Genomic DNA, 26,107 nt, shown 5'->3' on the forward strand with positions numbered 1-26,107 from the left:
TATTTGTGACTGTTATAAGTAGGATTGCATACACTATAGTCAGTCCTTTCTTATAACCTGAGCTCGTCACTTTTGTTATAAAAATGCGATTATATCCTATAACCTTTTCAGGAATCATTCATATATTATTTCTGAAAAAGTTGCTCTGTTTTATAAAAAGGTGGTTGCGGAAACAACCGCCTTTTTATTTATAACAAAATGAAGTTTTTGTTTAGTTTTCTTTGTTCAAATGCATCTCTAAAACTCGTTTTTCATTACGAACCATTTCTAATGCTAATTCCAAATTGTGCTCCAACCTCTTTAAATCATCTATTCTATTTTCAACCTGAACAGTTGAAACGAAATCATATACATTTGCACCCATAGTACCGAAGGATAATTTTACTTTTGCTTTCGGATAGAAACCGCTCATATGAACCATCCTTTCTAATAAAATAGCGTTTTTGTTTAGTATTCTGTCGACGCAATAACACGAGGGCTTGTAATATTTTCGTGTCTAATTACCCAATCAAATGTTTTTAAAACGTGTAGTTCCCCGCCTCTACGGATCATCGTTTGACACATTTGTTGCTCTTCTAAAGGTAGATCATCTGCAAGTATATGCATTGTATCTTGCAAGCTAACTTCCCCTTCAAAATATTCATTGATTTCCTCATCATCAAAACCACATTCTTTCTTGTAATACTCTTTAGCTTGCTCTTCCGTTTCAGCGCAAACCCAATCGCAATCATTCATTTTAAAAACTTTCATCATATCTATTCCCCTCCAAAATAAGAATTTTGTTCAAATTACCAACCGAAATCTGTCGGAACGTATACTTGCTGCTGTGTTCTAATAATTTGTCGTAAATCTCTCTGTGGCGGCATATGATCCGTTTCTGTTACTCGAATTAAATATCTCCATTCATGTTTCGTCGCTTCAATTCCGCGATGAATATCGAACCAATCAAACTCAATCGGCGTACATGTAGGAGCTGTGAATACTTCTAATTCTCCTGATGCGACTTTTTCCCTTACTTGCTGATTCACCATACCGTATAGCCTTGTACTTGGTTCAGCAGGTACATCTAGCTCTACAGGTTGTCCAATAAATTCAGTTAAGCACCCTTCACCTGTAACAAGTAGATGAAAACGGCTAGTGCTCATTTTTTCTTGCGCGAATATATCTGGATTTGCTTTTGCTTCCGGTCGTAACTCCGATCCCCTTGGAACACCATCACTATGCCAATTAGGAATTGCTGGACACATGCCAGGCATTAACATATGAACTTTTGTATCTACAACAATGTACTTGCGGTCATGTCGTAAATTCATCGCTCCAATAGCAGCCTTTGTAAGCTCTCCTCCATATTTCAGTGCATCATCTAATGAAGCGTTCCATAATGCTGGTGTATTCTTTAATACATCAATACTTGGTTGCTCAATCTCTCTATACTCAAGAACACGAATTGGATTTCTATTAAACTGAAATTTAGATGTTTTCATTTTTTTCTCCTTTTCTATTCAAATAACTATTTTGTCCAATTTTCTAACAGCTCTGTATTCTCGTAGATATTCCCCTTTATATGATTTAGGTTTAATTCACTCCACAACAACTCAGCATGATCTATTCCGTTGCAAATCCACCAAGCGCCTTCCCTTTGCTTAACTACTCCTGTAAATCCATGTTTTTCTGATATACGGTCATAAAATTCTTGATATACAATATCACCTTCGTAAATTTCCTTATCATGTGCGTCTTTAATCCCTGTGTATTGCATCCAGATGCTAAAAACATTATTCTCATCGTTATCATCCAACACATCTAATTTATATAGCCTTTTAGCCTGTTCCCAAGACATCATTTTCTTCGCTAACTTTTGGTAAAGTCTAAACTTAATCTCATCCATCGTTCATTCCCCTTTTCGATTAAAATAACGCTTTTGTTTAATAAAAATTAATTAACTATAATTTGAAAAATCGGAAACATTTATTCGATGATTTTTCCGAATACTCATGCTATTATTTATGTACTGATGTTCACCATCCCAAGAACTCAGTAATTTCATCCATAGGCTCCACTCTCACCCTTTTGAGAGTGGAGCTTTTATTTATAAAACTGTACTTATCACTCTGTGTATTTTTGTACCAAATTCAAATTTTGTCTTACTTTACATCTACACGTGCTTGACTTGCTTCTCTACTAAAACCATCCGGATATCTTTTAGCTAATTTCGCAATATTCATTTGAGCGATATCTTCTAAGGTATATCCCATTTCGTGAGACATAATCGAAATGTAGTACAAGATGTCTCCCAGCTCTAAGGCGATTTTATGCGTATTCCCTTCTTCTTCTCCTGGACAATGAGCCGGATCAAATCCATGACCGTGGAAAATTGCTTTTTTTACAATATCAGCGACTTCACCAGCTTCTCCCGAAAGTCCTAATGCTGCATTTAAAACACGTCCACCAAAATCCTGATTTGTATTCCATGTACGTAATGCCGCTTCTTGATATTGATCTAATTCACAAATTTGATTGTCGTTCATTACAGCTTGTCCTTCCTTTGATTTACTAATTAATTTAGTCACTTCCAAAACACCGTTTTTCATTGATTTCATTTTGATTTCCCCTTCCTATTTAGCAAATTCCTAATCCTATCGGACGATTTTCAATTAAATACTTATCAGCCTGATCTATTACAAGGAGAGCAACCTCCGCTTGATGTCTCCTTAACGCTTTTGCCATCTTCGGCAAACTCATACCTTGACTCCACATTTCACGAAAACGAACTACTTCTCTTTCATCCCAAATGAAGTTAGCTTCTTCTAAAGCGATGTAAATTTTCAATCTTGATTCCTTCATAGCTTCATGATTACTTGCTATACTCATAAGCGAACCTACTTTCTAAAAATGATTATTTTATTTTTTCTGTAAACTTAGTATCCACACGATCAACCTTACCGTTGATCCAAACAGCGACTTGCTCACCGAATCCACTCATTGGTGGATTAACTGCTGTGACATTTCCGTCCTTCACTATTAAAAGTTTGTTGCTGCTAACATCAATTTCTATTTTTTTCATATGTCCCTCTCCCTTTTTACTACTGCATGTACTCGACAACATCAGGTTTAAAGCCACTTCCTAAATAAACCCTTACCGGAATTATTTCTTTTTTATCCCTTGCTGCCTTACACAATTCTTCAGCTGTCTCCCAATTAAAAAACTTATCTATAGCTCTTTGAAATCTCCAAATTGCCATTACATATTGTTCAAAGATGTCATAGCGATCATCTTGTTTAGTTGTGCGTGGTAATTCATCTGTTCCCTTTGCATTTCTTGGAATTTGGACACGTACATCTGTATATGAAACGCGTCCATTTCCTTTCTTAACATTGGCTTTCATTACATCGAATTCACAAATCGCTGGCTCTAGATCAAAAATATTCAATTGTTTAGGCATGTACCTTCACACTCTTTTCAAGAGCACTAAGTAACTCACTTGCCCCTTCCTTACTCAAAAAAATCCGGCCACCTAGCAACTCTATGTTTGATTCAGCAACTTCACCCGTTACAAAGCATGACTTGTCATGTTTTCTTAAAACAATGTTTTCCCCTTCAACATGAAAGCCTAATGCTGTACCTTCAGCAATTCCTAAAGTTCTGCGTAACTCTACTGGAATTACCACACGCCCTAGCTCGTCCACTTTTCTTGCAACACCTGTGTTTTTCATTCCTTGCTCCCCCTTGTTAACTTACTTTTTGTTGTTGATTCCGTTGCAACTCTTGTTTCATTGATTCGAATTTTATTAACCATGCTTGCCAACGCTTATCGTTTTCTTCTTGCTGTTGCTTTGCTACTTCACAATTACAACCGTTCGTTTCAATTACACCCGGATAAGTTTCTTTACGAATAATTCCTGTATTACGGCATAATGCACACATGCTTATTCCTCCTTATTAGAAACCTAAATTTGCAAGCCTTTGATCAGCTGTTGTGAATTTCAAAACCTTTGAATCACCTAATAAACGGCTAACTGTTTTAGCATCATATTTATTAAAAAGTTGTTTCCCAGTAAAGTTTGTAGTGGTAAATGTATTCATTCCTTGTCTAGCGTTTGATACTGCATATAAAAGACGTTGAATGAAATCAGATGCCTGTCTATTTGAATCCGTTGAACCGCTTTCTGCCCCAAGATCATCTAAAACTACGAAATCAGCTTGTCCAATTAATTGAACGAAATATTGAAGTGTATATTTACTGCTCTTATCATCAAAAGAATCCATAATCATTCTTGTTATTGCTTCTAATTCAACGTACAAGCAACTTTTCATAAGATGATAATTTTCTTCTTTTTGACTGATATCCCAAAAATATCGATTTAATTCATGAAGCATGCTGTATGCTAGGAAACTTTTTGCCGTCCCTTGATTTCCTGTAAATACAACTTTTCTAATTTCTCCGTTCTTTAAATCCTCCAAGGTTTCTTCTACAGCTTTCTTGTGACTAATCGTTTCATCACATCCGGTTCTGTAATCTGATAATCTTGAAAGAGGAATTTTCTTATTTGTAATAACACTAGCCTTTTCCAGCATGTTGAATTTCTGTAAACGGCTAATCTTCTTATAATGAGCGTTAGCTTGTTCTTCCAAAACCTTATCGTTTTGCTCAACTACACATCTTGGGCAAACAGGTTTTCCTTGATAAATAATCATTTGAATTGGCTTAATGATTGTTTGTCCACCTATTACATAGGAGTGATTCATACATTGATCAGAATGGTAATTCACCTTCGATTCCAGGGATTCCGCCAGTTTTTTCATTGGTGTTGCCATTTCTATTCGCTCCTTTTTTACCTTTGTTCTTAAACTCTATTTCTGCTGCATTAACATCAGCTAAAGTACGAATGTTTTTGTTAACCCACTGTTTTAAAATCCCTTCAGCATAATTCCATTTCTTCTGCTGTTTCAAAGCACGCTCCATAGCCGCTTGTACAAGTTCTTCGCTCGTATCGTTTACCCATTGCGAAATACTTTCGGCTATGAATGAATTTAAAATACCGAAGTTATTTTCGTAGAAAGAGAAGATATTACTACTACTTACATTCTCTGTAGTACTCTTTGTAGTAATCTCTGTATTTGTCTTTACTTTAAAGTTAGGAGACTCCTTACTTGTAAGTGAGGAGGGTCTTAATTTAGAAGTAACCACCCTATTTACTTCTAAGTAACCAGGGGCTTCTTTTAATTGTTGATACATACTAGAAATTTTCTTTATTTCTGTTGGTACAGGTTCCACAAACATTACGTTATTCAAAATTTTCCCATCAGCGTTAATAGTCCTGAACTCGATTTTTATAAGTAGCATATCCGTTAATAAATCACATGCTCTTTTCACTTGTAGTTTTGTAAATCCAAAAGTATCGGCTAACTGTTGATAATTCTTTTGTAACTTGTCTGCTTTAAATTTTTTCTTGTAAGTTACTTTCCCATCTATTTCATCTCGAATAACTGTAGGACGATACCAATAAACAATTTCACTCAAAACCATAATTGCTACAATGTGAGGCTTCCCATTACTAAAAGTAATGTAATTAAACCACTCATGATCTACCACATTACCTTTGAAATTTAATCCACCAATTTCTGTTACTATATTTGTCATAAATATTTACCTCCTTGTACAAACCGCCACATATGCTTGTCCACTTTTGATAATTTGTTGAATTTCATAATGCGGATAACCAACCATGAAATACTGTTCAATCATTTGTTTTAATTCATCCTTGCTCTCTGCTAAGTTCCAAAACTTCTTAGGTAATAGCACTTGATATTCAGCTAAACGCATGTACTATTTCCCTACTTTCCGTGATATACTTATAACAAGTGTTTTTTCTTAAAGGACCCATTGCCGTGGGTCTTTTTATTTTGTTTTACGTCACTCCAAGCCCATCTTTTTATCGGTTCGTAAGTAATGTAAAGTAACAAAGTGCTACACGCGATAAACATTGCGAATATAACTAACGATGTTGTATCCTCCACTAAATCACCTCCTTATTTATCAAACGGTAATTTTATCGGAAATCCGTAACTTGATTTTAACTAGCGTTTGCTCCAACCTTTTGCGCTTCTACCCATTTAAGAAAATCTTCAGCTTTAACACGTTTGCTTTTCCCGATTACAATTAACGGAAAATCTTCTCTCTTCATAAGTGCATACGCAGCCGATCGAGAAATGTTTAGAAATTCCCGTATATCCTCTGCTTTCAGTGCGAATGGTAATTGTTTAATTTGGTACATGAATTTCACTCCTTTATATTTTATGTATGATTAATAATTTCATCGGAATACTACATGGTAAATAACGACACCTTTAGTTTGCTTCAAGCAAACCTCTTGGCAAAAAAATAAGTCATCTTATATTGACTCCTTCAAAATTTCTTCTGTCGTTACATTTAAAAACTTTGCTAATTTCACTAATTTAGTAATACTTGGCTGTCTGTTCCCTAATTCTAGGTTGCAATAGATTGACTTATTTCGATAACCGATGTTTTCAGCAACATCACTTTGACTATATCCCAGCTGTGTCCTTAGGGATTTAACTTTTTCGATATCAAGTATCATCATGTTTTATCACCTTCATCTTGTTTGGTTAATTTGATTATATACTAAGGGTTTGCTTCAAGCAACCCTTTTATTCAAAAAATTTTAGTTGTCTTGTAGCAAACCTTTTTGATACATTCTATATAGAGGGTTCATAAACTATAGGTGATGGTTTTTAGGGGAGGAATTAATAAAATGAGTGAAAATGTAATTGGCGTTAGAATTAAAGAAATACGAGTCGAACTTCTCAAGATGAGCCAACGTGAATTCGCAGAAGCTCTAAATGCAAAAAAAACTATGATTTCTTTATACGAAAACGGTCGAAGGAATCCATCAAGAGAGACAGTTGAAAAGATGTCTCGTTTATCAGGTATTTCAGCGGATTACATCATGGGAATTTCTGAACATAAAAGTTTAAACTCAAATGATTCAAGAGACTTGAAAGACGAACTTAAAGAAATAATGCTACAAATTAATGAACTTGATCCTAAAAAGCGTGAAGAAATAATAGCTATGATTAAAGATGAATTATAAGAAAAAAGCGATAGATAGCTTATTTGCTAACCATCGCTTTTTTTATTTTCTCAAGTTTCTTCATTGCTTCTTTATCACCTTTATATTTTCTTTCTAATGCCTCTTCTATTTTACTTTCAATTATTATCATATCGTTTTTTTCTTTTATTAAATTCCCCATTTAATCCTTCCCCCATCACCAATAATTATTCAAAAATACCAAAATGCAGAAAATGAATAACCCCTTAAACGTACGAAATGCCATCGCATCCTAAGATGCAATGGCATTTTAATTTATTTATTATCCTAAAGTACCTGGATCCATTTTCATTAGTTGTACTTCTTTTACTTTTTCTGCTGCTTGATTATCTTTAGTTGGTACCGAACTAATCGATAACACTGATAATGTAAGCGTACACGCAATAATTACACTAGCAATTATTTTTTTCATTCTCACTGTCCCTCACTTTAAGATATCAAAAATTTTTATGTAGAATAAGTTTCCGTCCTTTAAGAACCGATGATATGCCTTTCTTCTCAATTCTTCATCATTCGTTGCAATTGATAAATAAAAATCTTGAGTTGCAGTTCGATTACTGATTTGATTTAATATTTCGCAAGCTTCACTGTTCTTGTTTTGACGAATACACCGTAACGCAATTTCAGCGTCGTCATGTATATATTCTAATTTTACAGGAATATTATGAATAATACAACAGAAAGCGGTTGTGTTTTCCACTAATTTTCTTTTTAGTAATGATTTGTTATTCTTAATCTTTCTTAATTCTGAAAGCGAGAGTTCGAAAAAATGCAATGCTTTATTAGGATCACAGAAAATATAGCTCTCAGCAAATATACTAAGTGCTGTAGCTTTCAATAAACGAGGAATCTCTTGTTTTTCTAGTACTTCCTGCAATAATTCTCTAGCCATTTTTACTTCATCTTGCATTAAATATGCATATGCACAAATTATATTTAATTCCGCTTCATTTAATGTCTTCTCCAATCCTCTTGGCATTTCATTTATTTTTTCTTGTATCATTCCTTGTAGAACTGTTAAAACATTATATGCACCTAAATCAAAATAACCATATACACTTAAGGTGTTTATAAGTATGTTCACACCTGTTTTGTTTAAATTTATCTTTGTCCGTAATTCTTCTATTTCTTTAAGAAATGCTCCTGATCTTAATGAATGAGTTTGTCTCTCTAAACATACACGGAATATATCTCTGTAATTATTAGTCACTGATTGTTTATATTCTTTCTCAACAAGACCGTGAAGTAATTCTGTATAGCCTGAAAGATATAAATAATACATTGCAATTCTTATATCTGCTTCTTTATCTGTATACTTTAAAAATTCTTGAATCACTTTAATTTTTTGTTCTTCAGAATCAAGTCCACTTAATATTTTAACTAACTTCGCGAAAGTCATTGGCACCTTTCCATTCAGTGTCTTCCACAAATTTGACTGTGATAAATTAGTTATTTTTGAAAGCTTTACTGAATTTAATTCATCTCCTGAAACAATGCCGCCTAAACTAGCTACTTTATTCATAATGAAGCCTCCTTTGAACGCGAGACACCTTCCCTGAATTTTCTCAATAGAAAAACTACACCATCTAAGTTTTTTTAGATTTAATATGTTATACTTGTGCTGACTCATGGCAAGTGTTTTCCCTACCGTATTAGGGGAACAGCATAAGAGTGGCTGCACACTACTTTTGCTGCGCTATGGGTCTTTTTTGTTCTTATTTTTATCTTTAAAATCAGTTTATCACAAGATTTAGAATCTTCATTCTGTTTATAGTCAAATTATGTTGAGAAAGTTTTTTTCGAAAAGTTCGTTTTTTATTAAGAATATTTTACCACCAAAAGAACACTTGTTCTAGTTTATTTTCGATTTTAAACCAAATAATTAAGCTGATATAATATTTACGCCAAATTATTTGGTATATATAGTCTAAAAATAATGCCTTATTTATAATAAAGGCATGAATACATTTGGAGAAAATTTAAAAAGTTTTAGAAAAATTCGTTCTTTAACTCAAGCTGAATTAGGTAATAAAGTTCAGTTAAGTCGTAGTCAGATTAGTAATCTGGAAACTAACTTCAATGAACCTGATTTAGATTCGTTAGATCGTATCGCGTCATTCTTTGATATCTCTGTCGATACACTAATGGGTCGAAAGTTCACGACCAATGAAAAGAACTTAGAAAATGTTCTCGATGAAATTCAAACGGTTTTCGCAGGCCTGGATGAATCCCAACGAGAACAGTTCTGTAAACAACTCAAGTTTTACACGCAATTTTTAAACGAGAAAAAAGAATTGTTATGAGTCGATTGTAGTAGAAAACATTTCCAATCGCAACGGTAAAAATTAACAAATTTTTATCAACAAAAAAGAGAGCACTTGGCTCTCTTTTTTTATATTCCTGTGCCTGGATCTTTTATGTATCCTCCACCTGCCCAAGGATCATACATACCCATTCCGCCACCTGGATCTTTCCAATACCCTCCACCCGGATTTGGACTATGCTTCAATTGACTTCCATTTAAACCGCCTGGATCAGAGTTATCTCTTTTCATTTTCTTAAACCTCCCGGTTCTTTTCGCCATCCACCACCTGGATCAGTTATATATCCCCCGCCTGGTCCTGGATCGAAAATACCTATTCCTGTCCCCGGATCGTATAATTTCCATCCTGTACCGGGTTTCTGTGATTCTTTAGAGTGTAATAACATAATTACCATCCTCCTGGATCAGTATTATTTTTTAAACCTCCACCACCTGGCTCATTCATCCTATGTCCACCTGGTTCTATTTTTAATCCTGCACCTCCATTACCTGGATCAAGTACTAATGGACTTCCACCTGCTCCTCCTGGATCAGAAATTACCTTTGAACCTCCTGGGTCTTTTATGTAGCTTTTCATAATCTCACTCTCCCCTTTCTTTTATACACCTGTCCCCGGACCATAAATTGGTTTCCACCCTGTTCCTGGATCTTCGTCATATTTCCAACCGCCACCGCCTGGTTCGTTATGCCAACCTACACCAGGATCAGCTACTCTGTGACCACCAGGATCCTTTGTGAATTCCTCCATATTTTCCCCTCCTTTATTTAATATACAAATATTGTATCCCACCTTCTCTGTAACTGTAAATTATACAAAATAAAAAGAGCCGAAATTGGCTCTTTTTATTTTTCGAATAAATTTAAACGGTTATCAAGTTTTTTCTTTCGTTCACTTCAAAATCGAACCTACTTTTAATCATGTTATTGATTTGTGATGTCGAATTAACAAATGTTAAGTGATTTTTAATAAAAGAAAAGTCGTATTCAGATAAAAGATCGATAAAAGCAGTATTTATAAATGAAGAATTTACAGCTGTAATTCCAGCAAATGAAACTGCCACTTTTTTATCCTTCTTAAATTCAACTTTAATTAAGTCTTGGATTACTTGACCGTCCTCATTCGAATAGCATTTTTCTACAACATCTAACACATTAATATTTACCATCCGAAATCCTCCCTTTCAGGTAAAATATTTTCTATATTATCCGCCTTTAAAGTTAGTTCAATTAAAGTTCCTGGATAATAAGAAGTTGATACTTCGTATTCAACATTAGGAGCAGTATTTCCTGCTCTACAAGATAATATACCATGGTTGGAGTGAATATACATACTCCCTTGATTATTATTTACAACGTGAGCTAATAAATAGGCTAATCCTGCCCCTCTATTTTGAGGAGTAGTTTGTGTAGAGAAACCATGTACTACAGCCAATGCAAGTGCTTCACCATCGTTCAATGATGGTCGTTGCTGTTGAATATTATATGGGATTCCTACGCCAAAATCAGAAATGGCGATTTGTACAGTATTTTCTCCATCTTTATTAGGATAATGCTGCGCAAAAAAACATCCTGAATTTTCCTGGGCATGATCACGGATATTATTAAATATTTCTCCAAGTGAAGCCTTGATATCCGCAACAGATTCAACAGTTACATTCAATCGATTTGACAACCAATTTGAAAATGTTAGTTCTAAAAACGAATAACTTTCTGCATAGCTAACAAGTTTTAATGGGATCGTAGTGTTCCTAGGACTTGCAAACGTCCTTAACTTCCTTCCAATATATCGCTCGAAGAATAAAGAGTCATCTAAATACTTAAGAGAATAATTATTCTGAATGTCACTAGGCGTTCGAATTGAACACTCTACTCCATTTTTCATTAACCATTGAAATAAATTACCCAGTATAGTTATCCCAACAGGCTCAATGAATTGCAAATTTTGGAAATTAAAAATTACAGTTGTATCTCTTGGTTCTAAATTTTCATCAATTAACATATCTAAAAGTTCATACATTGTTGCACGATTAAAACGAGTTGGAATATAAATCTCCACACTTTTTCCCCCTTATCCTCTTCCCCTTTTACAGCTTATGTAAATATTTTTCTATACTATTGTACATCTTTTTTGTAATACACATATATCTTTTTTTTATCTTTTTTTTATCTCCTTTTTATCTACATAAACATTTTTTCTTTTACAGCTATTAAGACCCGTGCTATCATTTCTTATACCACTACCACATATCACAGCTTGTATCTAGAAAACGATTATGACGAGGTGAAAAATCATGGCATACTTTCGTAAACGTGGTGAGAAGTGGTCTTTTACCATGGATGTCGGCAAAGACCCTATCACAGGTAAACGGAAACAAATCACTAAAGGTGGCTTTAAAACAAAGAAAGCTGCTCAAGAAGAAGTGGCAAGAGTAACAAATGATTTAGCAAATGGGGATTTCGAGAATAGTGATATTCGCTTTTCTCAACTCGTAGAAATCTGGATGCAAGAAAAGGAATCATCATGTAGACCATCAACATTGTATCAATACAAACGCATTCTACGCTCACGTGTTATGCCTGAATTTGGCGAAAAGAGATTATCAGATATAAAACCATTGACTGTGCATAATTTTCATCAGAAGCTACTTAAAGAGGGTCTAACAACGAAATACATTTCATCCGTTGATGTTATGTTAAAACAAATCCTCGATAAAGGCGTAGAACTAGAAATGATTAACTCTAATCCTGCTAAGAAAGCTAAACGGCCTAAAGTTAAAAAGAAGTCGCAAGCTAGTTGGACAGTTGAACAAGCCATGAAGTTTATGGAGTATGCAAAAATACAAGGAAGCTATTATATTGCGTTTGTTTTAGCGTTGCATACAGGCATGCGGATCGGAGAAGTATTAGCTTTACAGTGGGATGATATTAATTTCAAAAACAAGACTATTCATGTACAAAGAACATTAACGCTTGTTGATGGAAAGTATGAATTAGGTGAGACAAAAACTGAAGCATCTAATCGTATAATCCCGATGACAGAAGAATTAATGGGAGAGTTGTTAGAATTTCAAAGTCATAAGAAGGAGAATTCTTTCGACTTATTAATTTGTACAAGAAATAAAAAAATCGTGCATCCATATACGATACGCTACCAAATGAAAGCTTTGTGCGAAGCAATTGACGTACCGTATATTAGATTCCACGATATCCGAAGAACGTTTACAACTATTTTAATCGATTCTGGCGCAAATGCAAAGGTTGTTTCAAAATTGCTCGGTCATACAAATGTTTCTACAACTTTAAATATTTATACCGATGTTTATGAAGAACGTCAAATTGAAGTAACTGAAATGCTAGGAAATGTATTAAAAAGTGGTCGAAGTGGTCAAAATGTGGTCATCGTTGAAAATGAAGAGGATTAAAACCCGTATAACAAGTGGTATAATGCGTTTATAGTGTAAGTTTTTTCTTTACACTATAATGAAGTCATCATAGTAAATAATATATAGAGTATCACGTTTTTCAAAAAGATGCTACATCGAAAGGAGAGATTACCATAAAAGCTGGTGGTATTGTTGTTGAATATAACCCTTTTCATAACGGTCATCTTTATCATGTGCAAGAGACAAAAAAGTTAACACAATCCGATATAATAATTGCCGTTATGAGTGGTCCTTTTTTACAGCGTGGTGAGCCCGCACTCATTTCCAAATGGTATCGCACTAAAATGGCCTTAGCAAACGGCGTAGACCTTGTTGTAGAGCTTCCATACGTCTTTGCGACACAAAAGGCTGAAACCTTCGCAAATGGTGCTATTTCCATTTTAAATGCCCTACGTGTTTCTGAAATTTGTTTCGGTAGTGAGGATGGACAAATCGAAAATTTTTATAATACCATCTCCGTACAAAAAAACGAAGAAGAGACTTTTAACTGCCTTGTAAAACAATTCATGGACGCTGGCAATAGTTATGCAAAAGCAACATCGGATGCTTTTTCACACATTTTAACATCCGAAAAAAACATAGATATGTCACAACCAAATAATATTTTAGGCTTCCAATATATGAAAGCAATTCTGTCACAAAATAGCTCTATACAAGCTCAAACTATAAAAAGATTCGCCTCTCATTATCATGATGAAACATTTAATGACCAACATATTGCAAGCGCGACAAGCATTCGGAAACAACTCTTTAGCGAAGAAGGATCATTTACAACAATTGAACCTTTTCTCCCACAGGCAACCACTTCGCTTTTAGCAAATTACAAACAAAACTACGGGATATTACATAATTGGGAACAATACTTTTCATTTTTTAAATATAAACTCATGACAATGTCTTCAGGAGACTTACGACATATATATGAAATAGAAGAAGGTTTAGAGCATCGTATTTTATCAAAAATACAAAACAGTTCCTCCTTCTATTCATTCATGGAAGCATTAAAAACAAAACGTTATACATGGACTAGACTACAAAGAGCTTGTACACACATTTTAACAAACACAACAAAAGAGGAAATACGTAGCGCAAATATAGAACAACATGCACCATATATCCGCCTGCTAGGCATGTCACAAAAAGGACAAACTTATCTTTCAAAAAACAAGAAAAAAATCGAACTTCCAATCCTTACTCATACAAAAACATTTGACCATGCTGCTTTAGATATAGAGAAAAAAGCAAACTCTGTATATTTCTCCATCATGCACGAACCGTTACGCACGCAACTATTAAAACAGGATATAACACACCATCCTATTCGCTATGATGAAACAACTACAAAATTCCTATAAAAAAACCTCTCTATTTCAGAGAGGTTTTTTCCTTATCCATCTTTTCTAAATATGTTAACGCATCATCCAGCGTATCCACTGGTACAATTTTCATTTTTGTTTTAATGTCCTTTGCAGTCTCAAGTGCATCTTTATAGTTCGATTTCTCCGCTCCTTTTTCATTTGGCGCAAAGAACACCTCAGCCCCAGCATCGCTAGCAGCCACCACTTTTTGATTTATACCACCAATCGGGCCAACTTCTCCTTTTTCATTAATTGTACCTGTTCCAGCTATTTCATGCCCTTTTGTTAAGTCTTCTTCCACAAGTTGATTATATATTTCTAATGTGAACATTAAACCTGCGGATGGTCCACCAATTTCATGAGAATTAATTTTCACTTTCGGATCGACCACTAATTCTCTTTCCGTAACGATAGAAACACCTATACCGACACGTCCATTCCCATTAGGAATCGTCTTTACATTTAAATTTTCTTTCAATTGTTTTCCATTTCTCATGTACTCAATACTTACAGCATCGCTTTCTTTTTTCCCAGTCATATATTCAATAAATTGCTCCGTCTTTTCAAATGTTTTTCCATCAACAGCTATAATAACATCACCAAGCTTAAGCTTTCCTTCTGACGGCATTCCTTTTGCCACACCAGCAACTAATACACCTTTATTTTCAAAAGAAACGGAGCGATTTGCACGTTTATATGCATTATAAATTGCTGCATTTTGTGAATCTTTCATCGCATAATTTTGGCGAAATTGATATTCTTCATTACTCTCACCTTTTTGCAATATTTCTTCCGCTTTTGAAATATGTGTATATTTATTAAACTGTGCCGCTATTAAATTCACCACATTTGCTGGTCCCATTGAAACCGTAACAAGCATAAAATCACCAGATTCTTTCGTTCCACCCTCAACTTGAACGTAAGGCTCTAATTTGGCAGCCATTCCTGGTTTTGTTACATAATACGGTAAACGCACGTAAACAAGTAACATCGCCAATATAACCCCTATTAAGATTGCATATATAAACCGAAAACGCTTAAACATTATGTTTCTCCTTCCACTGCTCAATTAATAAATAAATATTTGAAACATGTTTTTCCGCTTCTACTTCTCCAACTCGAATAATGTCTTCAATGTTTGTAAAAGCACGTGAACTAAATTGCTCTACAGCTGGTCGCATCATTAAATCCGATGCAATTTGCCGATTCATTACAAGCTCATGCTGCATAATTTCTATACTTTGCATGATTACGTCATAAATGGACGTAACATCGCCATTCACCTTAATTGGAGACACATCCACAGCGATAACAATATCGGCCCCTAATTCTTTCACAACCGATACTGGGATACGATCAATAACCCCACCATCCACTAATAATCGTCCATCTATTTTTTCTGGTACAAACACTCCAGGAACAGATATGCTAGCCCTCACCGCATCTGCAACTGGTCCACTTGTAAAAACCACTTTTTCCCCCTTCAATATGTCAGTAGCCACAACAGCCGTCGGGATATCTAACTCTTCTAAATTTTTATTATATGTAAACATTTTAATCATATCTTTGACACGTTTTCCAGCAATAAATCCCATTTTCGGTACCGTGAAATCTAAATAATACTTCCGCTTGAAAACAGATGCCAATTTATACAATCTTTCAACGTTACTACTTGCCGCATAAAACGTACCTATTAGCGCCCCCATACTACTTCCTGCAATCATATGAATAGGGATACCAGCTTCCCTTAAAACCTTTATTACACCAATATGAGCAAACCCTTTCGCTCCTCCAGACCCAAGTGCTAAACCAATCTTTGGTTCTTTCATTTTTCTCACCCTTTAATTTTTTTCATTCCTTTTTCATACTTATGGTCTAAATTCACTACGTATCCACGTATACTGAAATGAACGTTTTTTGGGACAAAGGGGGATTTACTTACATGTATGAAAAATGGAAAACCGCTTTCCTTACCATATCAACGCTTTTTTTAACCTTTTCTCTTGTACTCCACCCCCAAGCCGCTTTACAAGCTTCTATTCGCGGGTTAAATATATGGTGGGAAGTTGTATTCCCTTCACTACTACCGTTTTTCATCATTGCGGAACTTCTAATTAGTATCGGTGTTGTAAAATTTATTGGCGTTATATTAGAACCACTCATGCGCCCACTTTTTCGCGTTCCAGGGATAGGTGGATTCGTTTGGGCAATGGGAATGGCTTCAGGTTTCCCTGCAGGCGCCAAACTAAGCGCTAGACTACGAAAAAGCAACCTTTTAACTCAGATTGAAGCGGAGCGCCTCGTTTCTTTCACAAATTCTTCTAATCCACTTTTTATTTTCGGTGCTGTGTCTATCGGTTTTTTTAATAATCCAAAATTAGGGATTATATTAGCGGCTGCCCATTATTTAAGTAACTTTGCTGTCGGATTAATTATGCGTTTTTACGGCCATAATACCGCTTACAAAAATAATACACACACTACAAAAAAACGCCGCTTTCAAAACCCTTTTTTAATTCTTCACGAGACACGCTTACAAGAAAAAAGACCAATCGGTAAATTACTTGGGGACGCTATCGTTTCTTCTATTCAAACATTACTTATGATTGGCGGATTTATTATTTTATTCTCTGTGTTAAATAAAATGATTACTGTATTCCACATTACAGCAGCTCTTTCTTTTATTATGCAACATATTTTATCATTCTTCCAACTAAGTACAGATTTTAGTATACCTATATTATCAGGTGTTTTCGAAATGACACTCGGAAGCCAAATGATTAGTCAAATAAATGAAACACCCCTCTTACAACAAGCTATGGTAACAAGCTTCATTTTAGCATTTAGCGGTCTTTCTATTCAGGCACAAGTTGCTAGCATATTAGCTGAAACAGACATCCGATTTAAACCCTATTTTTTCGCACGAATTATTCAAAGTATTCTTGCCCCTATTTTTACATTTATATTTTGGACACCATTTTATGAGAAAGTAAGTTCTTTCTCACCTATGCAAAAAGATATTCCTGTATTTTTATCCAAGCATCCTTCTATACTACATGAAATTTGGACATCTTTTATACATTACGGACCAATTTTTACATTATTTTGTCTATATTTATATGTTATTTTATTATTTTTTCGCACGTATAAAGAAAAACCCCGTTCACTTTAACGGGGTTTGAAACTTTTCTTTTAAAGCACGCTCTACAATAGGAGGCACAAGATCCACTACACTTCCTCCATACCTCGCAACTTCTTTCACAATACTCGAGCTTAAAAATGAATATTGGTTGTTTGTCATAATAAAAAATGTTTCAATATTTTCATCTAATTTTCGATTCATAGAAGTAATTTGCATCTCATATTCAAAATCAGAAACTGCTCGTAAACCACGTAATATTGCATTTGCATTACGCATTTTTGCATACTCTACTAACAGCCCACTATGCGAATCTACTTTTACATTCGGGATATCCTTTGTCGCTTCTCGAATTAGTTCTAATCGCTCTTCAACTGAAAAGAATGGTTTTTTAGATGAATTGTTTAAAACGACTACGTACACCTCATCAAATACTTTTGCTCCCCTTTTAATAATATCCAGATGCCCAAGGGTAATTGGATCAAAACTTCCTGAAGAAATAGCTATACTTGTCATTCTGTCCCCTCACCTTCATACTTATAAATCGATATTGCAGTAATCCCATAATTCTCAGCTCGTACTTTTACAAGCTTTCCTATTGAATCAGGTAAAACCACATCATTACCATGCTCTGCCATAATTAATCCATCACTATGTAGCAATCCATGTTGATCCATTACACTAATTAAAGATACAATTTTTTGCTCTTTATATGGTGGGTCTATTAATATAAGATCGAATGACATTTCACGTTTTATAAGCGCCTTTACTGCACGTTCCGCATCATTTCGATATACTTCAGCTTGTTCCTGTATTCTACAACTTTCTAAATTTTGATGAATTACTTTTATCGCTTTACTATCCCTATCAACAAAAATCGCTTTATCGATCCCTCTGCTCAAAGCCTCAATTCCAAGGCCACCACTACCACCAAATAAATCAAGGGCGATACCACCATCAAAATAAGGACCTATCATATTAAAAATAGATTCTTTTACTTTATCTGTCGTTGGACGTGTTGTATTACCAGGAACCGCTTTAAGTGGGTGTCCTTTACATTTTCCTGAAACTACTCTCATCTGTTGTCACTACCTTTATTTCAATCTATCGAGCGATTATAGAAAGCCATTCCCACTTCGGTAACCGTTAACAAATTACATTCACCAAAATATTAGAAAACTCAGCATCAAATAACCACTCATTATTTTTATGTATTCATCTCATCATTCACTAATATGAATCCAATATGTATATTAGTTCCACTTTATCTTTTTTATCCTATCACAAAATAAAAAAAAGAAAAATAAAAAGCCTGACATAAAATTTAATTTCATTATGTATATCTTCATTTAGATTGGACATAAATAATTATAACAACATCACCTTCGATGTTGTTGCCAACCGCGGAGAAGACTTACGTTTCCCCATAAGTTCTTCCTCCGGTTTCTCCTCTCCCTTTGCCTTCTTACTAGTACATGCTAGTATAAGAAGGGCCCTGCTATGCAGGGTTTTTTTTCTTTGTGTGCTTTTCATTTAAAAAGTGAAATGTTACAGTAAAAGAAAGAGGAGGAAAAAATATGATTCAACGCTTTATAGAACTCGGAGAAGGCTACTCTGATTTATATGAATTACTTGAAATTGCCAAAACAAATCAAGAACGTATAGCACATATGTTACAATTTGAAACGATAAAAAACGATAAAAAAGTGTGTTCGCTTGTTGTAATATTAAAACCAACTACTACTGGTGATTTCCAACCATTATACATATGTCGTGAAGGCATTCCTGTATTTGAAAATAAAAAAAGTAAACGTGTCATTTTATTTGAAGAAACGGCAGAGCAACTCGGAAAAAAAGTGGCTACTTTTACTGTAAAGCCATCTACAACTTTCCCAGAAAAAGAACTATTTTTTAATCATTTAATTGGTATTTTACGAATGAACAATTTCATTCCTCCGATGAAATAACACTTTATTTCAATTAAAAAATCCCCCGCTAAATTTAGCAGGGGATTTTTTCTATTAGCTATAATCGTATTCTTTTGCTCGATCAGGACGGGAATTTTCAAATTCCGTTTTTAAATACGGGCGATACGACTGTTCTATCTTTTTCACAAAAGGAAGTTTGTTCAATTTATGCATCATATGCTCAATTTGTTCCATGTCACAATATACTACAGCATATTTTAATCGTTTTGATATGTAATGTATGTTACCATATTTCCTTAAAATCTTGGCATGTTTCAATGAATGTAAATAAACAATCATACTTTGTCGTTGCCCGAACATAATCTTCTCCATCTTCTCCTTTTAAAAACATATATTTTATATTCTATGAAAACCAATCAGAAATTTATAACATTACAGGACAAACTCTGTATACGTTTCCTTCCAACTTCTAAAAAACGGGGTACATCACCCCGTTTTTTTACAACCACAACCTCCGCCAGTACCACAACCTCCACCACAGCCACCAGCATCAAAGAATGGATTCCCTGTTGGCACTTTAATGGAAGAAGACACTTCCGAACCGATCGCTACACTAACTTCATCTAATAACTTCTGCAAAGCAGTTTCTGCTCTTTTAAAAGCTGCAACCTTATCATGTAAGTCCACAGAACGCTTTAATTCTCTCATTTTCATCGATACGGTAGTGTAGTCAGGATGGTATTTTCCAAAACGCTGTACTTCCTCATACCGTTCTTTCATCGCTGTAAATTGCTGAATTAACGTCTGAAGTTCCATATCTTCATGTAATTCTCTATAATACTTACGATAATCTTCTGCTATATCTGAACAGATAATCGCTTTTGCAAGCTGCTCTGCCTTATCTAATATTAATACGCTTTCTAGCGTCGCTACAATCATGAGAGACACCTCCGAGTATCCATCATACCACATTTAGATTAGAACTACTAATTGAAGTGACTTACTCAAAAGAAAGATATAATGAAACTATTTTCACACTATATCCGTACACACTTATACAGTAATATGTTCCGCTATATTATATTTAAGAACATCCCATTTCCCACTATTTTGTTTCACATAACTAATACACGCATTTTTTAATGGTGTCTTAAATGTAATTTCATCTGGTTCAATGGCATGTAAAATTGCTTTTATCGCGTGTGAGTGAGCAACAATAATAATACGTTTGCCAAAATGAGTTGTTGCAACATCTTCTAAAGCAGCAAAGCAACGAGCTACAATCTCTTCATCTTGCTCCATACCTTCTACTTTACCCTCAGCAATCAACTCTCTAACAGTCGCAACTGGCTTCCCTGAAGCTTCTCCAAAATTCCGTTCAACAAATCGATCATCTAATAAAATCGATTGTAATCCAGCCGCCTTTGCGATTTCATTAGCCGTTTCTTGCGCTCTAATTAACGGGCTACTTATAATGATATCCCACGTTTCTTCTTGTAAAGCAGCTGCACTTTGACTCGCTTGCTTCTTACCAACTTCATTAAGCGGAATATCTTCTCGCCCCTGAATAATTTCTTGAAAATTCCAATCAGTTTGTCCATGTCGTACTAAACAAATTTCCGTCATGCTGCAACTCCTTTTTAAATAATCAATCTCTATTGTAACAAAAGTTCTGCATGACGGACATATTTTTCACTTGCAATTAGGTTGCATTTTGTTGCTTCATATACTGAAACATATCAATCATGATCGAAGCAACAGCCAATTGATTTTGAAATTTTTCCACTTTATCTGGTATTGTTTTTTTGAAATGTTGCATCGCCGCTAACTCAAAAGCCTCTTTTTCTTCAGGATTTCGTGTTAATTTTCTATACCAGTACGGTTGCTCTCTAATATAGCGAGATAAATCCTCATCAGCCTTTATAAACTCCATAATTTCTGCTCTCATCATCTTTCCCCCCTAATCCTTTTGAAAGAAAAACGGGTTATTTTCTGAAGTACTTTGTTCTTGTTGCGTACGGTTACCTTGAAATTGCTGAATAACTTGTTGCACGCTCCCAATAGCACTCGTCACATTAGCTAAATGGTTCTGCATTTGTTCCACGTCCAACTTTTTAAAAAAAGAAAGCATTTGCCCCATCACATCAGCAGTTTTTTCCTCTTCAGTTCGATTATCTTTTTCTTTTTTATTTTCTTTTACCGAAGAAAACGCAGGCGCTCCATCCGGTCTATAAGTTGCCCATATTGGATCTTCTTCACCAAGTAAGTACCATTCTTCATAAAATTGTTGCCAAGTTTTGTGACCACTTCTAACCTCATGAACCATTTTAGGGTGATGGTTTACAAATTCTTTAAACTGTTGAACCGATGGATGTAACGGCCCTTTTGTTGTTGGCATAATCCTCACCTCTCCATGTATATCTACTATATAGTAAGAAAAAAAAGGCGCATGGTTCGCCTATTTTTAGACGATTCATGCACCTTTTTTTCTGCTATTTGCATACGGTCAGATTCCCACCTACAATTCAGTGAATACGAAGTAACTAATTAGGTGATGTAACACCCCACCGCTTACAGTTTCGCTTTATTTTCGAATAAAGTTTTGTGTATAAAATTTATCGTATACACCAACACCTAATCCTGTAAATTGTTCATTTAATAAATTCTTTCTATGCCCCTCACTATTTAACCAACCTTGCACTGCCGCAATTCCATCACTATGTTGCGCCGCTATGTTCTCACCAGCAAGTTGAAATCCTACTTTCCCGCGCTGCAAACGATCTCCTAGCGTACCTAATGTAGGTGAGTCATGAGAAAAATAATTATTGTCTTTCATATCTTTACTGTGACCAACAGCAACATCTGCCGTTTCCTGATCCCATGTTAATAATGGTAATTTATGACGACTTCGAATGATATTTGTTAAATCAAAAATTTGTTGCATATTCCCATTTTCTACTTGTTTTATCTTTTCTGGAGTCAATGGTTGTTCTGCTATTAATTCACCTGAATAAACGAGCTGATATGGTCTTTGGCGTAATAAAGTTTCATCATCCATATAACGAACACCCACAAGCTCATGTGTAAATTGATCAAAATACAATTGCGCCCATCCATCTTCTACAGGTATTAACGGTTGTTCCATGACTTCGGTATCAGATAGTTCAAATTGATAACTATTTTTCCCTCTTTTTAATGAAATTTCATGCGAAAGCGGACTTTTTTTATATACTTCTTCATATTTTTCATTTATATAATAAGGTGGAACCTTAACTTGTTCACCAGCAGCGTACGCCGTTATAACTTTACGTTCAGAAACTCCGAATTGAACATACTGAGTTAAATCCTGATTGTATACCCACCATTCATATCCGTATGCAGATGGCTCTATTCGAGAGGGTTCTCCCCACTTCGCTAATAAATTTTCAGAGTCTTCACCAATCATATTTAAAACAGTGTCTGAGGAGTCTTCCTTAATTTGCTTTTTCTTTTTCACAATTTTATTTTCTTGCTTTGATTGAGATGGGGTTAATATATATTGTGAAACGAGTAATTTCCCGTATAAATCAACAGCTAAAATTAAAATTGTAATCATTACGATACGCAATAATTTCTTCAAACGATATACCTCCTGAACAAAACATAAAATTGAGATATACACAAATCCTTTTCTTTCTTTTTGTGTGTACCGTACTCTTTTCACTATATCATATTTTGGTGAAAAAAGTCTGGATTATCCCTTTTCTCTCAATATGAATTGCACTTTCTTATTATTCATACTATTATAAAAATAATGGTGTAACATTAAAAAAGGAGGTATTATATGCAATTTACAAATACGAAATTTAATGGAGCCGTCGTTGAATTAACTCTTTTAACTGAAATCATGGAAAACAACCACTTCGTACTTGCTGGACAGTGGGATTATGAACGGGTTACATACGATTATAAATTTGAAATATTAAAGGATGTTTATTATTTGCGGGTGCAAGGCGTTGCTGTTGAAGGTGACATTGGCAGTAGACACGCTGAAGTAAAACTACTCCCTCCCTTATTAGGAAAACATTATTATCCTCACGGCGTTGAATATGGCGATGATGAGACTTTCCCAACGAATGTACTTCAAAAAAGTGAACAACTCCTACAAAATGTCGAAAAAGAGTTAAAGGAACTTCAAATTATTGATTAACAAAAACAAGCGCATCAATATGATGCGCTTGTTTTTTCCCTCCCCTAAGAATGAATCGTTTTTTTTACTGGATATCCATAAATAGATCCATCCTTTACTTTAATCTCATCTTCCCAAGGAACCTTATATTTACCTTCAGCTAAATCTTTTACAAACGTATATGGATTTTCTTTCACCCCACCAGGAGTTGCTACATATCCTCTTGAACCTAGATTATATATATTATTTTCTAATCCCCATCCTAATCTAGCCTGATCTGCTAGTTCTGGATATACTTCAGCAGTAACAATCTCCCAAGGATTTCGATGCCCCTGTACTAAAGTAGTCCCATCAAAATTACATACTTGTCCTTCACCAAAGTAATAAAATACACCATCATAACCCGCTAAGTTTACCGACAATGTATACATTAAATTCTGCCATGCATTTGAACGATTGGTTAGCATCCATTGTTCACTAACTTGTGTGCTATACCCAGAAATACGAATCAAGACATTTGCACCTTTATAGGCCGCTTCACGAGCTACTTCAGGGAACATGCCATCATGACAAATACAAACAGCTAATTTACTTCCTCCAGGTCCATCACAAACAGGTAAGCCTAAATCTCCAGCTTTCCAAGGCTCGACTGGCACCCAAGGATTTAGCTTACGATACTTCAAAATCATTTCACCTTGTGGATCAATAATAACTGCTGTATTATATGGCTCTCCACCATCAGGGTTTTTTTCCATTATTGAAAAAACACCATATACTTCAGATTCCTTACATGCCTCAGCAAATAAGTCTGTTTCTGGCCCAGGCACTGTACATAAAAATTCTTCTGTAGTCCATTTTTTTGTATTGAGCCCTTGTGTACTATATTCAGGAAATACTATCAATTCTAATCCAGGGTAACCTGATTTGGTCGAATGAATTGTTTTTATGATTTGTTGAATTTGTTTATCAATGTCTGCACGTGACTCTACTACTGGTACTGGATATTGAATTAGCGCTGTCAAAAAACCACTAATCGGCTTTACCATACTTCCACTACTACCCATTTAAATTCCCCCTTAAAATAGTTCGTATTTATTAAAGATAACAATATATATTTGTAACTCTCTAAAAAACTTGCACTACATATGGAATTATTACGCATGAAAGCTAGTAGTAAATTTTATATCCACTTTTAGTACACGCCTACACTAACTTAACATAAATAATTAGAAAATTCAATCTTTAATGAAAAGCTAAAACTAAAAAAGAAAAAGCGTATGGAATCCCATACACTTCTTCTACTTAGTCTGCAAATAAGGTGGTAATTGCTGCAACTGCTCCTTATCCTTTTCACGCTCTCTACGTGCCCATCTAAAGAATACATAGCCTATAATTGTACCGTACACTATTTCCTGGACAATTTTCATTATGATACCACCAGTTTGTTGGTCTTGTACTACTGGCATCCAGTGTAAAAATTCTGGTCCAGTTATATTTAAATCTGATAAAGTGCCCGCCGGTACACATAGTTCCATTGCTTTCATCCAAGCGGCTGGATCCGTATACGTTGCGAATAACGGAGCTGTCGCAAAAATTATTAACGCACAAGCTGGCGTTAATAATATACCGTTAGCAAACATGTAACCAAGTTTCTTTATATCACTTAACGTTTGATATTCTGGTAACGGATTTAACATCGGCCACCACATCATGATTGCTGTAAAAAACAATATAGTGAGACAAATAGGATGAGCAATTTGACTTTGTTTTACCGTATCAAAAACAACTGGTAAATGATAAAAAGAAAACAGGCCGTTAAATACAAACAATGCAATAAGTGGTTTAGCAAATACCTTTAATATAATTTGAACGAACTTAAAAGAAGTAATGTAACGATATAACCAAATTGGTATACCAAGCAACAGTAACGGTGGAACTGCAATATACATGACTGCCATTTCAAACATATGAGCACTAAATATAATATGGCCAATTAAATCAATAGGCCCTCCCTTTACAAAATACAAAAGAACAATACCAGTCGTAAAATAAACAATTTGCTTCTTACTTACCTTCGTCGCATTTTCAAATCTCATTCTATAAGGCCCAATAATTAAGAAGTACCCAATAAGAATCGAAAGCATAAATAATAAAAAAATTGGACTCCATAAAGCCTGAAAACCAAATATCCATAAGTTACTCATTGTCACACCTACCTTCTTAAGGTTATTCCATAATATGAAGAGGGAGCTGTGACAACACAAGCTCCCTTATTTTTCACTTTTCAAATCCACACAATTGTCATAAAAGCTAAAATTGTAATTAACCCTATTAGCAGGCCAGAGTAAAGAAAGAAACTTGCTGCTTCATGTCCTTTATGGCTCATATGCATAAAATAATACAATTGAAAAATTACTTGTACCACTGCTAATAGTAAAATAAATGGCACAGAGAAAGTCGGACTAAAAGTTTTTGGATACGCCACTGCTACAAATGCAACTAATGTTAAAAAAATCATTAATGCAAACGTAATAACTTGATGCTTCATTTCCTCCGCACTTTTTCTCTTCCGATAAACAAGATCAACTTTAGGATTATTTGTTTGCTTTATCGCCAT

45 protein-coding genes are annotated in these 26,107 nt (G+C 34.8%); 7 read left to right on the plus strand and 38 right to left on the minus strand.

Annotated features, from left to right (window positions below; translation table 11 throughout):
* Positions 1-211: 211 nt before the first annotated feature.
* The 16 genes from N2V79_RS19060 to N2V79_RS19135 form a co-directional block, all read right to left on the minus strand.
* The gene (locus tag N2V79_RS19060; protein WP_340720154.1) at positions 212-412 is read right to left on the minus strand and encodes a hypothetical protein; all 201 of its coding nucleotides are present in this window, start codon (positions 410-412) and stop codon (positions 212-214) included.
* A 35-nt stretch (positions 413-447) separates the two neighbouring features.
* Complete coding sequence (locus tag N2V79_RS19065) at positions 448-753, minus strand: hypothetical protein (RefSeq protein WP_270698733.1); 306 nt, start codon at positions 751-753, stop codon at positions 448-450.
* Positions 754-788: 35 nt separating this feature from the next.
* Positions 789-1,484: a hypothetical protein gene (locus N2V79_RS19070; protein WP_340720155.1), complete on the minus strand. Its 696-nt coding sequence runs from the start codon at positions 1,482-1,484 to the stop codon at positions 789-791.
* 26 nt (positions 1,485-1,510) lie between these two features.
* Positions 1,511-1,888: a YopX family protein gene (locus N2V79_RS19075; protein ID WP_340720156.1), complete on the minus strand. Its 378-nt coding sequence runs from the start codon at positions 1,886-1,888 to the stop codon at positions 1,511-1,513.
* Between the two features lie 256 nt (positions 1,889-2,144).
* Positions 2,145-2,600 carry a nucleoside triphosphate pyrophosphohydrolase family protein gene (locus tag N2V79_RS19080; RefSeq protein ID WP_098973928.1) on the minus strand — a complete coding sequence of 152 codons (456 nt, stop codon included), beginning with the start codon at positions 2,598-2,600 and terminating at the stop codon, positions 2,145-2,147.
* A 19-nt stretch (positions 2,601-2,619) separates the two neighbouring features.
* Positions 2,620-2,871: a helix-turn-helix domain containing protein gene (locus tag N2V79_RS19085; protein ID WP_340720157.1), complete on the minus strand. Its 252-nt coding sequence runs from the start codon at positions 2,869-2,871 to the stop codon at positions 2,620-2,622.
* Positions 2,872-2,896: 25 nt separating this feature from the next.
* Positions 2,897-3,064: a DUF3954 domain-containing protein gene (locus N2V79_RS19090; protein WP_000717825.1), complete on the minus strand. Its 168-nt coding sequence runs from the start codon at positions 3,062-3,064 to the stop codon at positions 2,897-2,899.
* A gap of 19 nt (positions 3,065-3,083) precedes the next feature.
* Positions 3,084-3,443, minus strand: a complete 360-nt coding sequence (locus N2V79_RS19095) for a cell division protein SepF (RefSeq protein WP_340720158.1) — start codon at positions 3,441-3,443, stop codon at positions 3,084-3,086.
* The gene (locus N2V79_RS19100; RefSeq protein WP_340720159.1) at positions 3,436-3,714 is read right to left on the minus strand and encodes an AbrB/MazE/SpoVT family DNA-binding domain-containing protein; all 279 of its coding nucleotides are present in this window, start codon (positions 3,712-3,714) and stop codon (positions 3,436-3,438) included. Before N2V79_RS19100 ends, N2V79_RS19095 begins: the two co-directional genes overlap by 8 nt.
* A gap of 16 nt (positions 3,715-3,730) precedes the next feature.
* On the minus strand, positions 3,731-3,925 hold the full coding sequence (locus N2V79_RS19105) for a hypothetical protein (protein ID WP_340720160.1): 195 nt from the start codon (positions 3,923-3,925) through the stop codon (positions 3,731-3,733).
* A gap of 15 nt (positions 3,926-3,940) precedes the next feature.
* Positions 3,941-4,816, minus strand: coding sequence for an ATP-binding protein (locus N2V79_RS19110; protein ID WP_340720161.1), 876 nt, complete (start codon positions 4,814-4,816; stop codon positions 3,941-3,943).
* Complete coding sequence (locus N2V79_RS19115) at positions 4,755-5,642, minus strand: DnaD domain-containing protein (RefSeq protein WP_340720162.1); 888 nt, start codon at positions 5,640-5,642, stop codon at positions 4,755-4,757. Before N2V79_RS19115 ends, N2V79_RS19110 begins: the two co-directional genes overlap by 62 nt.
* A 6-nt stretch (positions 5,643-5,648) precedes the next feature.
* Positions 5,649-5,825, minus strand: a complete 177-nt coding sequence (locus tag N2V79_RS19120) for a hypothetical protein (protein ID WP_340720163.1) — start codon at positions 5,823-5,825, stop codon at positions 5,649-5,651.
* Between the two features lie 29 nt (positions 5,826-5,854).
* Positions 5,855-6,019: a hypothetical protein gene (locus N2V79_RS19125; RefSeq protein ID WP_179957920.1), complete on the minus strand. Its 165-nt coding sequence runs from the start codon at positions 6,017-6,019 to the stop codon at positions 5,855-5,857.
* A 56-nt stretch (positions 6,020-6,075) separates the two neighbouring features.
* The gene (locus N2V79_RS19130) at positions 6,076-6,276 is read right to left on the minus strand and encodes a helix-turn-helix transcriptional regulator (RefSeq protein WP_340720164.1); all 201 of its coding nucleotides are present in this window, start codon (positions 6,274-6,276) and stop codon (positions 6,076-6,078) included.
* A gap of 117 nt (positions 6,277-6,393) precedes the next feature.
* Entirely contained in the window at positions 6,394-6,603 is a 210-nt protein-coding gene (locus N2V79_RS19135; RefSeq protein WP_098758129.1) for a helix-turn-helix domain-containing protein, read from the minus strand.
* Positions 6,604-6,774: 171 nt separating this feature from the next.
* Between N2V79_RS19135 and N2V79_RS19140 the strand changes: the two genes are divergently transcribed.
* Entirely contained in the window at positions 6,775-7,113 is a 339-nt protein-coding gene (locus N2V79_RS19140) for a helix-turn-helix domain-containing protein (protein WP_340720165.1), read from the plus strand.
* A 19-nt stretch (positions 7,114-7,132) separates the two neighbouring features.
* Here the strand turns inward: N2V79_RS19140 and N2V79_RS19145 are convergent, their stop codons facing one another.
* The 3 genes from N2V79_RS19145 to N2V79_RS19155 all read right to left on the minus strand — a co-directional run bounded on the left by N2V79_RS19145 (position 7,133) and on the right by N2V79_RS19155 (position 8,653).
* A complete protein-coding gene (locus N2V79_RS19145) occupies positions 7,133-7,273 on the minus strand; it encodes a hypothetical protein (protein WP_340720166.1) in 141 nt (46 codons plus the stop codon).
* Between the two features lie 120 nt (positions 7,274-7,393).
* Positions 7,394-7,543 (minus strand): hypothetical protein, encoded by a 150-nt coding sequence (locus N2V79_RS19150; protein WP_340720167.1) that lies wholly within the window; start codon positions 7,541-7,543, stop codon positions 7,394-7,396.
* Positions 7,544-7,555: 12 nt separating this feature from the next.
* Positions 7,556-8,653 carry an AimR family lysis-lysogeny pheromone receptor gene (locus tag N2V79_RS19155; protein ID WP_340720168.1) on the minus strand — a complete coding sequence of 366 codons (1,098 nt, stop codon included), beginning with the start codon at positions 8,651-8,653 and terminating at the stop codon, positions 7,556-7,558.
* A 436-nt stretch (positions 8,654-9,089) separates the two neighbouring features.
* On the opposite strand from N2V79_RS19155, the gene N2V79_RS19160 reads away from it, so the two are divergent.
* Positions 9,090-9,434, plus strand: coding sequence for a helix-turn-helix domain-containing protein (locus tag N2V79_RS19160; protein ID WP_340720169.1), 345 nt, complete (start codon positions 9,090-9,092; stop codon positions 9,432-9,434).
* An 89-nt stretch (positions 9,435-9,523) separates the two neighbouring features.
* Here N2V79_RS19160 and N2V79_RS19165 read toward each other — a convergent pair whose 3' ends face one another.
* The 6 genes from N2V79_RS19165 to N2V79_RS19190 all read right to left on the minus strand — a co-directional run bounded on the left by N2V79_RS19165 (position 9,524) and on the right by N2V79_RS19190 (position 11,510).
* On the minus strand, positions 9,524-9,685 hold the full coding sequence (locus tag N2V79_RS19165) for a hypothetical protein (protein WP_340720170.1): 162 nt from the start codon (positions 9,683-9,685) through the stop codon (positions 9,524-9,526).
* The gene (locus N2V79_RS19170) at positions 9,682-9,840 is read right to left on the minus strand and encodes a hypothetical protein (RefSeq protein WP_340720171.1); all 159 of its coding nucleotides are present in this window, start codon (positions 9,838-9,840) and stop codon (positions 9,682-9,684) included. Before N2V79_RS19170 ends, N2V79_RS19165 begins: the two co-directional genes overlap by 4 nt.
* Before the next feature lie 2 nt (positions 9,841-9,842).
* The gene (locus N2V79_RS19175; protein ID WP_029438037.1) at positions 9,843-10,031 is read right to left on the minus strand and encodes a hypothetical protein; all 189 of its coding nucleotides are present in this window, start codon (positions 10,029-10,031) and stop codon (positions 9,843-9,845) included.
* A 21-nt stretch (positions 10,032-10,052) separates the two neighbouring features.
* Positions 10,053-10,202 (minus strand): hypothetical protein, encoded by a 150-nt coding sequence (locus N2V79_RS19180; protein WP_033694515.1) that lies wholly within the window; start codon positions 10,200-10,202, stop codon positions 10,053-10,055.
* Positions 10,203-10,314: 112 nt separating this feature from the next.
* On the minus strand, positions 10,315-10,620 hold the full coding sequence (locus N2V79_RS19185) for an STAS-like domain-containing protein (RefSeq protein WP_137071764.1): 306 nt from the start codon (positions 10,618-10,620) through the stop codon (positions 10,315-10,317).
* Positions 10,614-11,510 carry an ATP-binding protein gene (locus N2V79_RS19190; RefSeq protein WP_137071765.1) on the minus strand — a complete coding sequence of 299 codons (897 nt, stop codon included), beginning with the start codon at positions 11,508-11,510 and terminating at the stop codon, positions 10,614-10,616. Before N2V79_RS19190 ends, N2V79_RS19185 begins: the two co-directional genes overlap by 7 nt.
* A 235-nt stretch (positions 11,511-11,745) precedes the next feature.
* Between N2V79_RS19190 and N2V79_RS19195 the strand changes: the two genes are divergently transcribed.
* Positions 11,746-12,876: a site-specific integrase gene (locus N2V79_RS19195; protein ID WP_137071766.1), complete on the plus strand. Its 1,131-nt coding sequence runs from the start codon at positions 11,746-11,748 to the stop codon at positions 12,874-12,876.
* A gap of 194 nt (positions 12,877-13,070) precedes the next feature.
* Positions 13,071-14,252, plus strand: a complete 1,182-nt coding sequence (locus N2V79_RS19200) for a nucleotidyltransferase (protein WP_069356137.1) — start codon at positions 13,071-13,073, stop codon at positions 14,250-14,252.
* Positions 14,253-14,262: 10 nt separating this feature from the next.
* Here N2V79_RS19200 and N2V79_RS19205 read toward each other — a convergent pair whose 3' ends face one another.
* Together N2V79_RS19205 and N2V79_RS19210 are read right to left on the minus strand one after the other, a co-directional pair.
* Positions 14,263-15,300, minus strand: coding sequence for a SepM family pheromone-processing serine protease (locus tag N2V79_RS19205; RefSeq protein WP_053563741.1), 1,038 nt, complete (start codon positions 15,298-15,300; stop codon positions 14,263-14,265).
* Positions 15,293-16,084 (minus strand): patatin-like phospholipase family protein, encoded by a 792-nt coding sequence (locus N2V79_RS19210; RefSeq protein ID WP_000662590.1) that lies wholly within the window; start codon positions 16,082-16,084, stop codon positions 15,293-15,295. Before N2V79_RS19210 ends, N2V79_RS19205 begins: the two co-directional genes overlap by 8 nt.
* Before the next feature lie 113 nt (positions 16,085-16,197).
* Here N2V79_RS19210 and ylbJ point away from each other — a divergent pair, with 113 nt between their 5' ends.
* The gene (ylbJ, locus tag N2V79_RS19215) at positions 16,198-17,427 is read left to right on the plus strand and encodes a sporulation integral membrane protein YlbJ (RefSeq protein WP_000273089.1); all 1,230 of its coding nucleotides are present in this window, start codon (positions 16,198-16,200) and stop codon (positions 17,425-17,427) included.
* Here ylbJ and coaD read toward each other — a convergent pair.
* Together coaD and rsmD are read right to left on the minus strand one after the other, a co-directional pair.
* Positions 17,419-17,910 carry a pantetheine-phosphate adenylyltransferase gene (gene coaD, locus N2V79_RS19220; RefSeq protein ID WP_000200601.1) on the minus strand — a complete coding sequence of 164 codons (492 nt, stop codon included), beginning with the start codon at positions 17,908-17,910 and terminating at the stop codon, positions 17,419-17,421. The two genes, ylbJ and coaD, sit on opposite strands and share 9 nt — an antisense overlap.
* On the minus strand, positions 17,907-18,473 hold the full coding sequence (gene rsmD, locus N2V79_RS19225) for a 16S rRNA (guanine(966)-N(2))-methyltransferase RsmD (protein ID WP_001266976.1): 567 nt from the start codon (positions 18,471-18,473) through the stop codon (positions 17,907-17,909). Before rsmD ends, coaD begins: the two co-directional genes overlap by 4 nt.
* Before the next feature lie 498 nt (positions 18,474-18,971).
* Here rsmD and N2V79_RS19230 point away from each other — a divergent pair, with 498 nt between their 5' ends.
* Positions 18,972-19,361, plus strand: a complete 390-nt coding sequence (locus N2V79_RS19230) for a DUF7147 family protein (RefSeq protein WP_000616017.1) — start codon at positions 18,972-18,974, stop codon at positions 19,359-19,361.
* 54 nt (positions 19,362-19,415) lie between these two features.
* Here the strand turns inward: N2V79_RS19230 and N2V79_RS19235 are convergent, their stop codons facing one another.
* From N2V79_RS19235 to N2V79_RS19260, 6 genes are all read right to left on the minus strand, one after another.
* Positions 19,416-19,682 carry a YlbG family protein gene (locus tag N2V79_RS19235; RefSeq protein WP_002082261.1) on the minus strand — a complete coding sequence of 89 codons (267 nt, stop codon included), beginning with the start codon at positions 19,680-19,682 and terminating at the stop codon, positions 19,416-19,418.
* Between the two features lie 126 nt (positions 19,683-19,808).
* Positions 19,809-20,261 carry a YlbF family regulator gene (locus N2V79_RS19240; protein WP_000634366.1) on the minus strand — a complete coding sequence of 151 codons (453 nt, stop codon included), beginning with the start codon at positions 20,259-20,261 and terminating at the stop codon, positions 19,809-19,811.
* 114 nt (positions 20,262-20,375) lie between these two features.
* Positions 20,376-20,948, minus strand: a complete 573-nt coding sequence (locus tag N2V79_RS19245; RefSeq protein ID WP_053563739.1) for a histidine phosphatase family protein — start codon at positions 20,946-20,948, stop codon at positions 20,376-20,378.
* A 76-nt stretch (positions 20,949-21,024) separates the two neighbouring features.
* Positions 21,025-21,270, minus strand: a complete 246-nt coding sequence (locus N2V79_RS19250; protein ID WP_001200990.1) for a YlbE-like family protein — start codon at positions 21,268-21,270, stop codon at positions 21,025-21,027.
* A 12-nt stretch (positions 21,271-21,282) separates the two neighbouring features.
* Positions 21,283-21,720, minus strand: coding sequence for a YlbD family protein (locus N2V79_RS19255; protein WP_001143346.1), 438 nt, complete (start codon positions 21,718-21,720; stop codon positions 21,283-21,285).
* Positions 21,721-21,906: 186 nt separating this feature from the next.
* Positions 21,907-22,941, minus strand: coding sequence for a CAP domain-containing protein (locus tag N2V79_RS19260; protein ID WP_000735387.1), 1,035 nt, complete (start codon positions 22,939-22,941; stop codon positions 21,907-21,909).
* Between the two features lie 204 nt (positions 22,942-23,145).
* On the opposite strand from N2V79_RS19260, the gene N2V79_RS19265 reads away from it, so the two are divergent.
* Complete coding sequence (locus tag N2V79_RS19265; protein ID WP_001160948.1) at positions 23,146-23,511, plus strand: YugN family protein; 366 nt, start codon at positions 23,146-23,148, stop codon at positions 23,509-23,511.
* Between the two features lie 44 nt (positions 23,512-23,555).
* Here the strand turns inward: N2V79_RS19265 and N2V79_RS19270 are convergent, their stop codons facing one another.
* From N2V79_RS19270 to ctaF, 3 genes are all read right to left on the minus strand, one after another.
* Positions 23,556-24,554 (minus strand): formamidase, encoded by a 999-nt coding sequence (locus N2V79_RS19270; protein WP_065229293.1) that lies wholly within the window; start codon positions 24,552-24,554, stop codon positions 23,556-23,558.
* A 234-nt stretch (positions 24,555-24,788) separates the two neighbouring features.
* A complete protein-coding gene (gene ctaG, locus N2V79_RS19275) occupies positions 24,789-25,694 on the minus strand; it encodes a cytochrome c oxidase assembly factor CtaG (RefSeq protein WP_340720172.1) in 906 nt (301 codons plus the stop codon).
* A gap of 80 nt (positions 25,695-25,774) precedes the next feature.
* Complete coding sequence (ctaF, locus tag N2V79_RS19280; protein WP_000985703.1) at positions 25,775-26,107, minus strand: cytochrome c oxidase subunit IVB; 333 nt, start codon at positions 26,105-26,107, stop codon at positions 25,775-25,777.

This window comes from Bacillus sp. CH_70 (assembly GCF_038007045.1).
Lineage (GTDB): Bacteria > Bacillota > Bacilli > Bacillales > Bacillaceae_G > Bacillus_A > Bacillus_A cereus.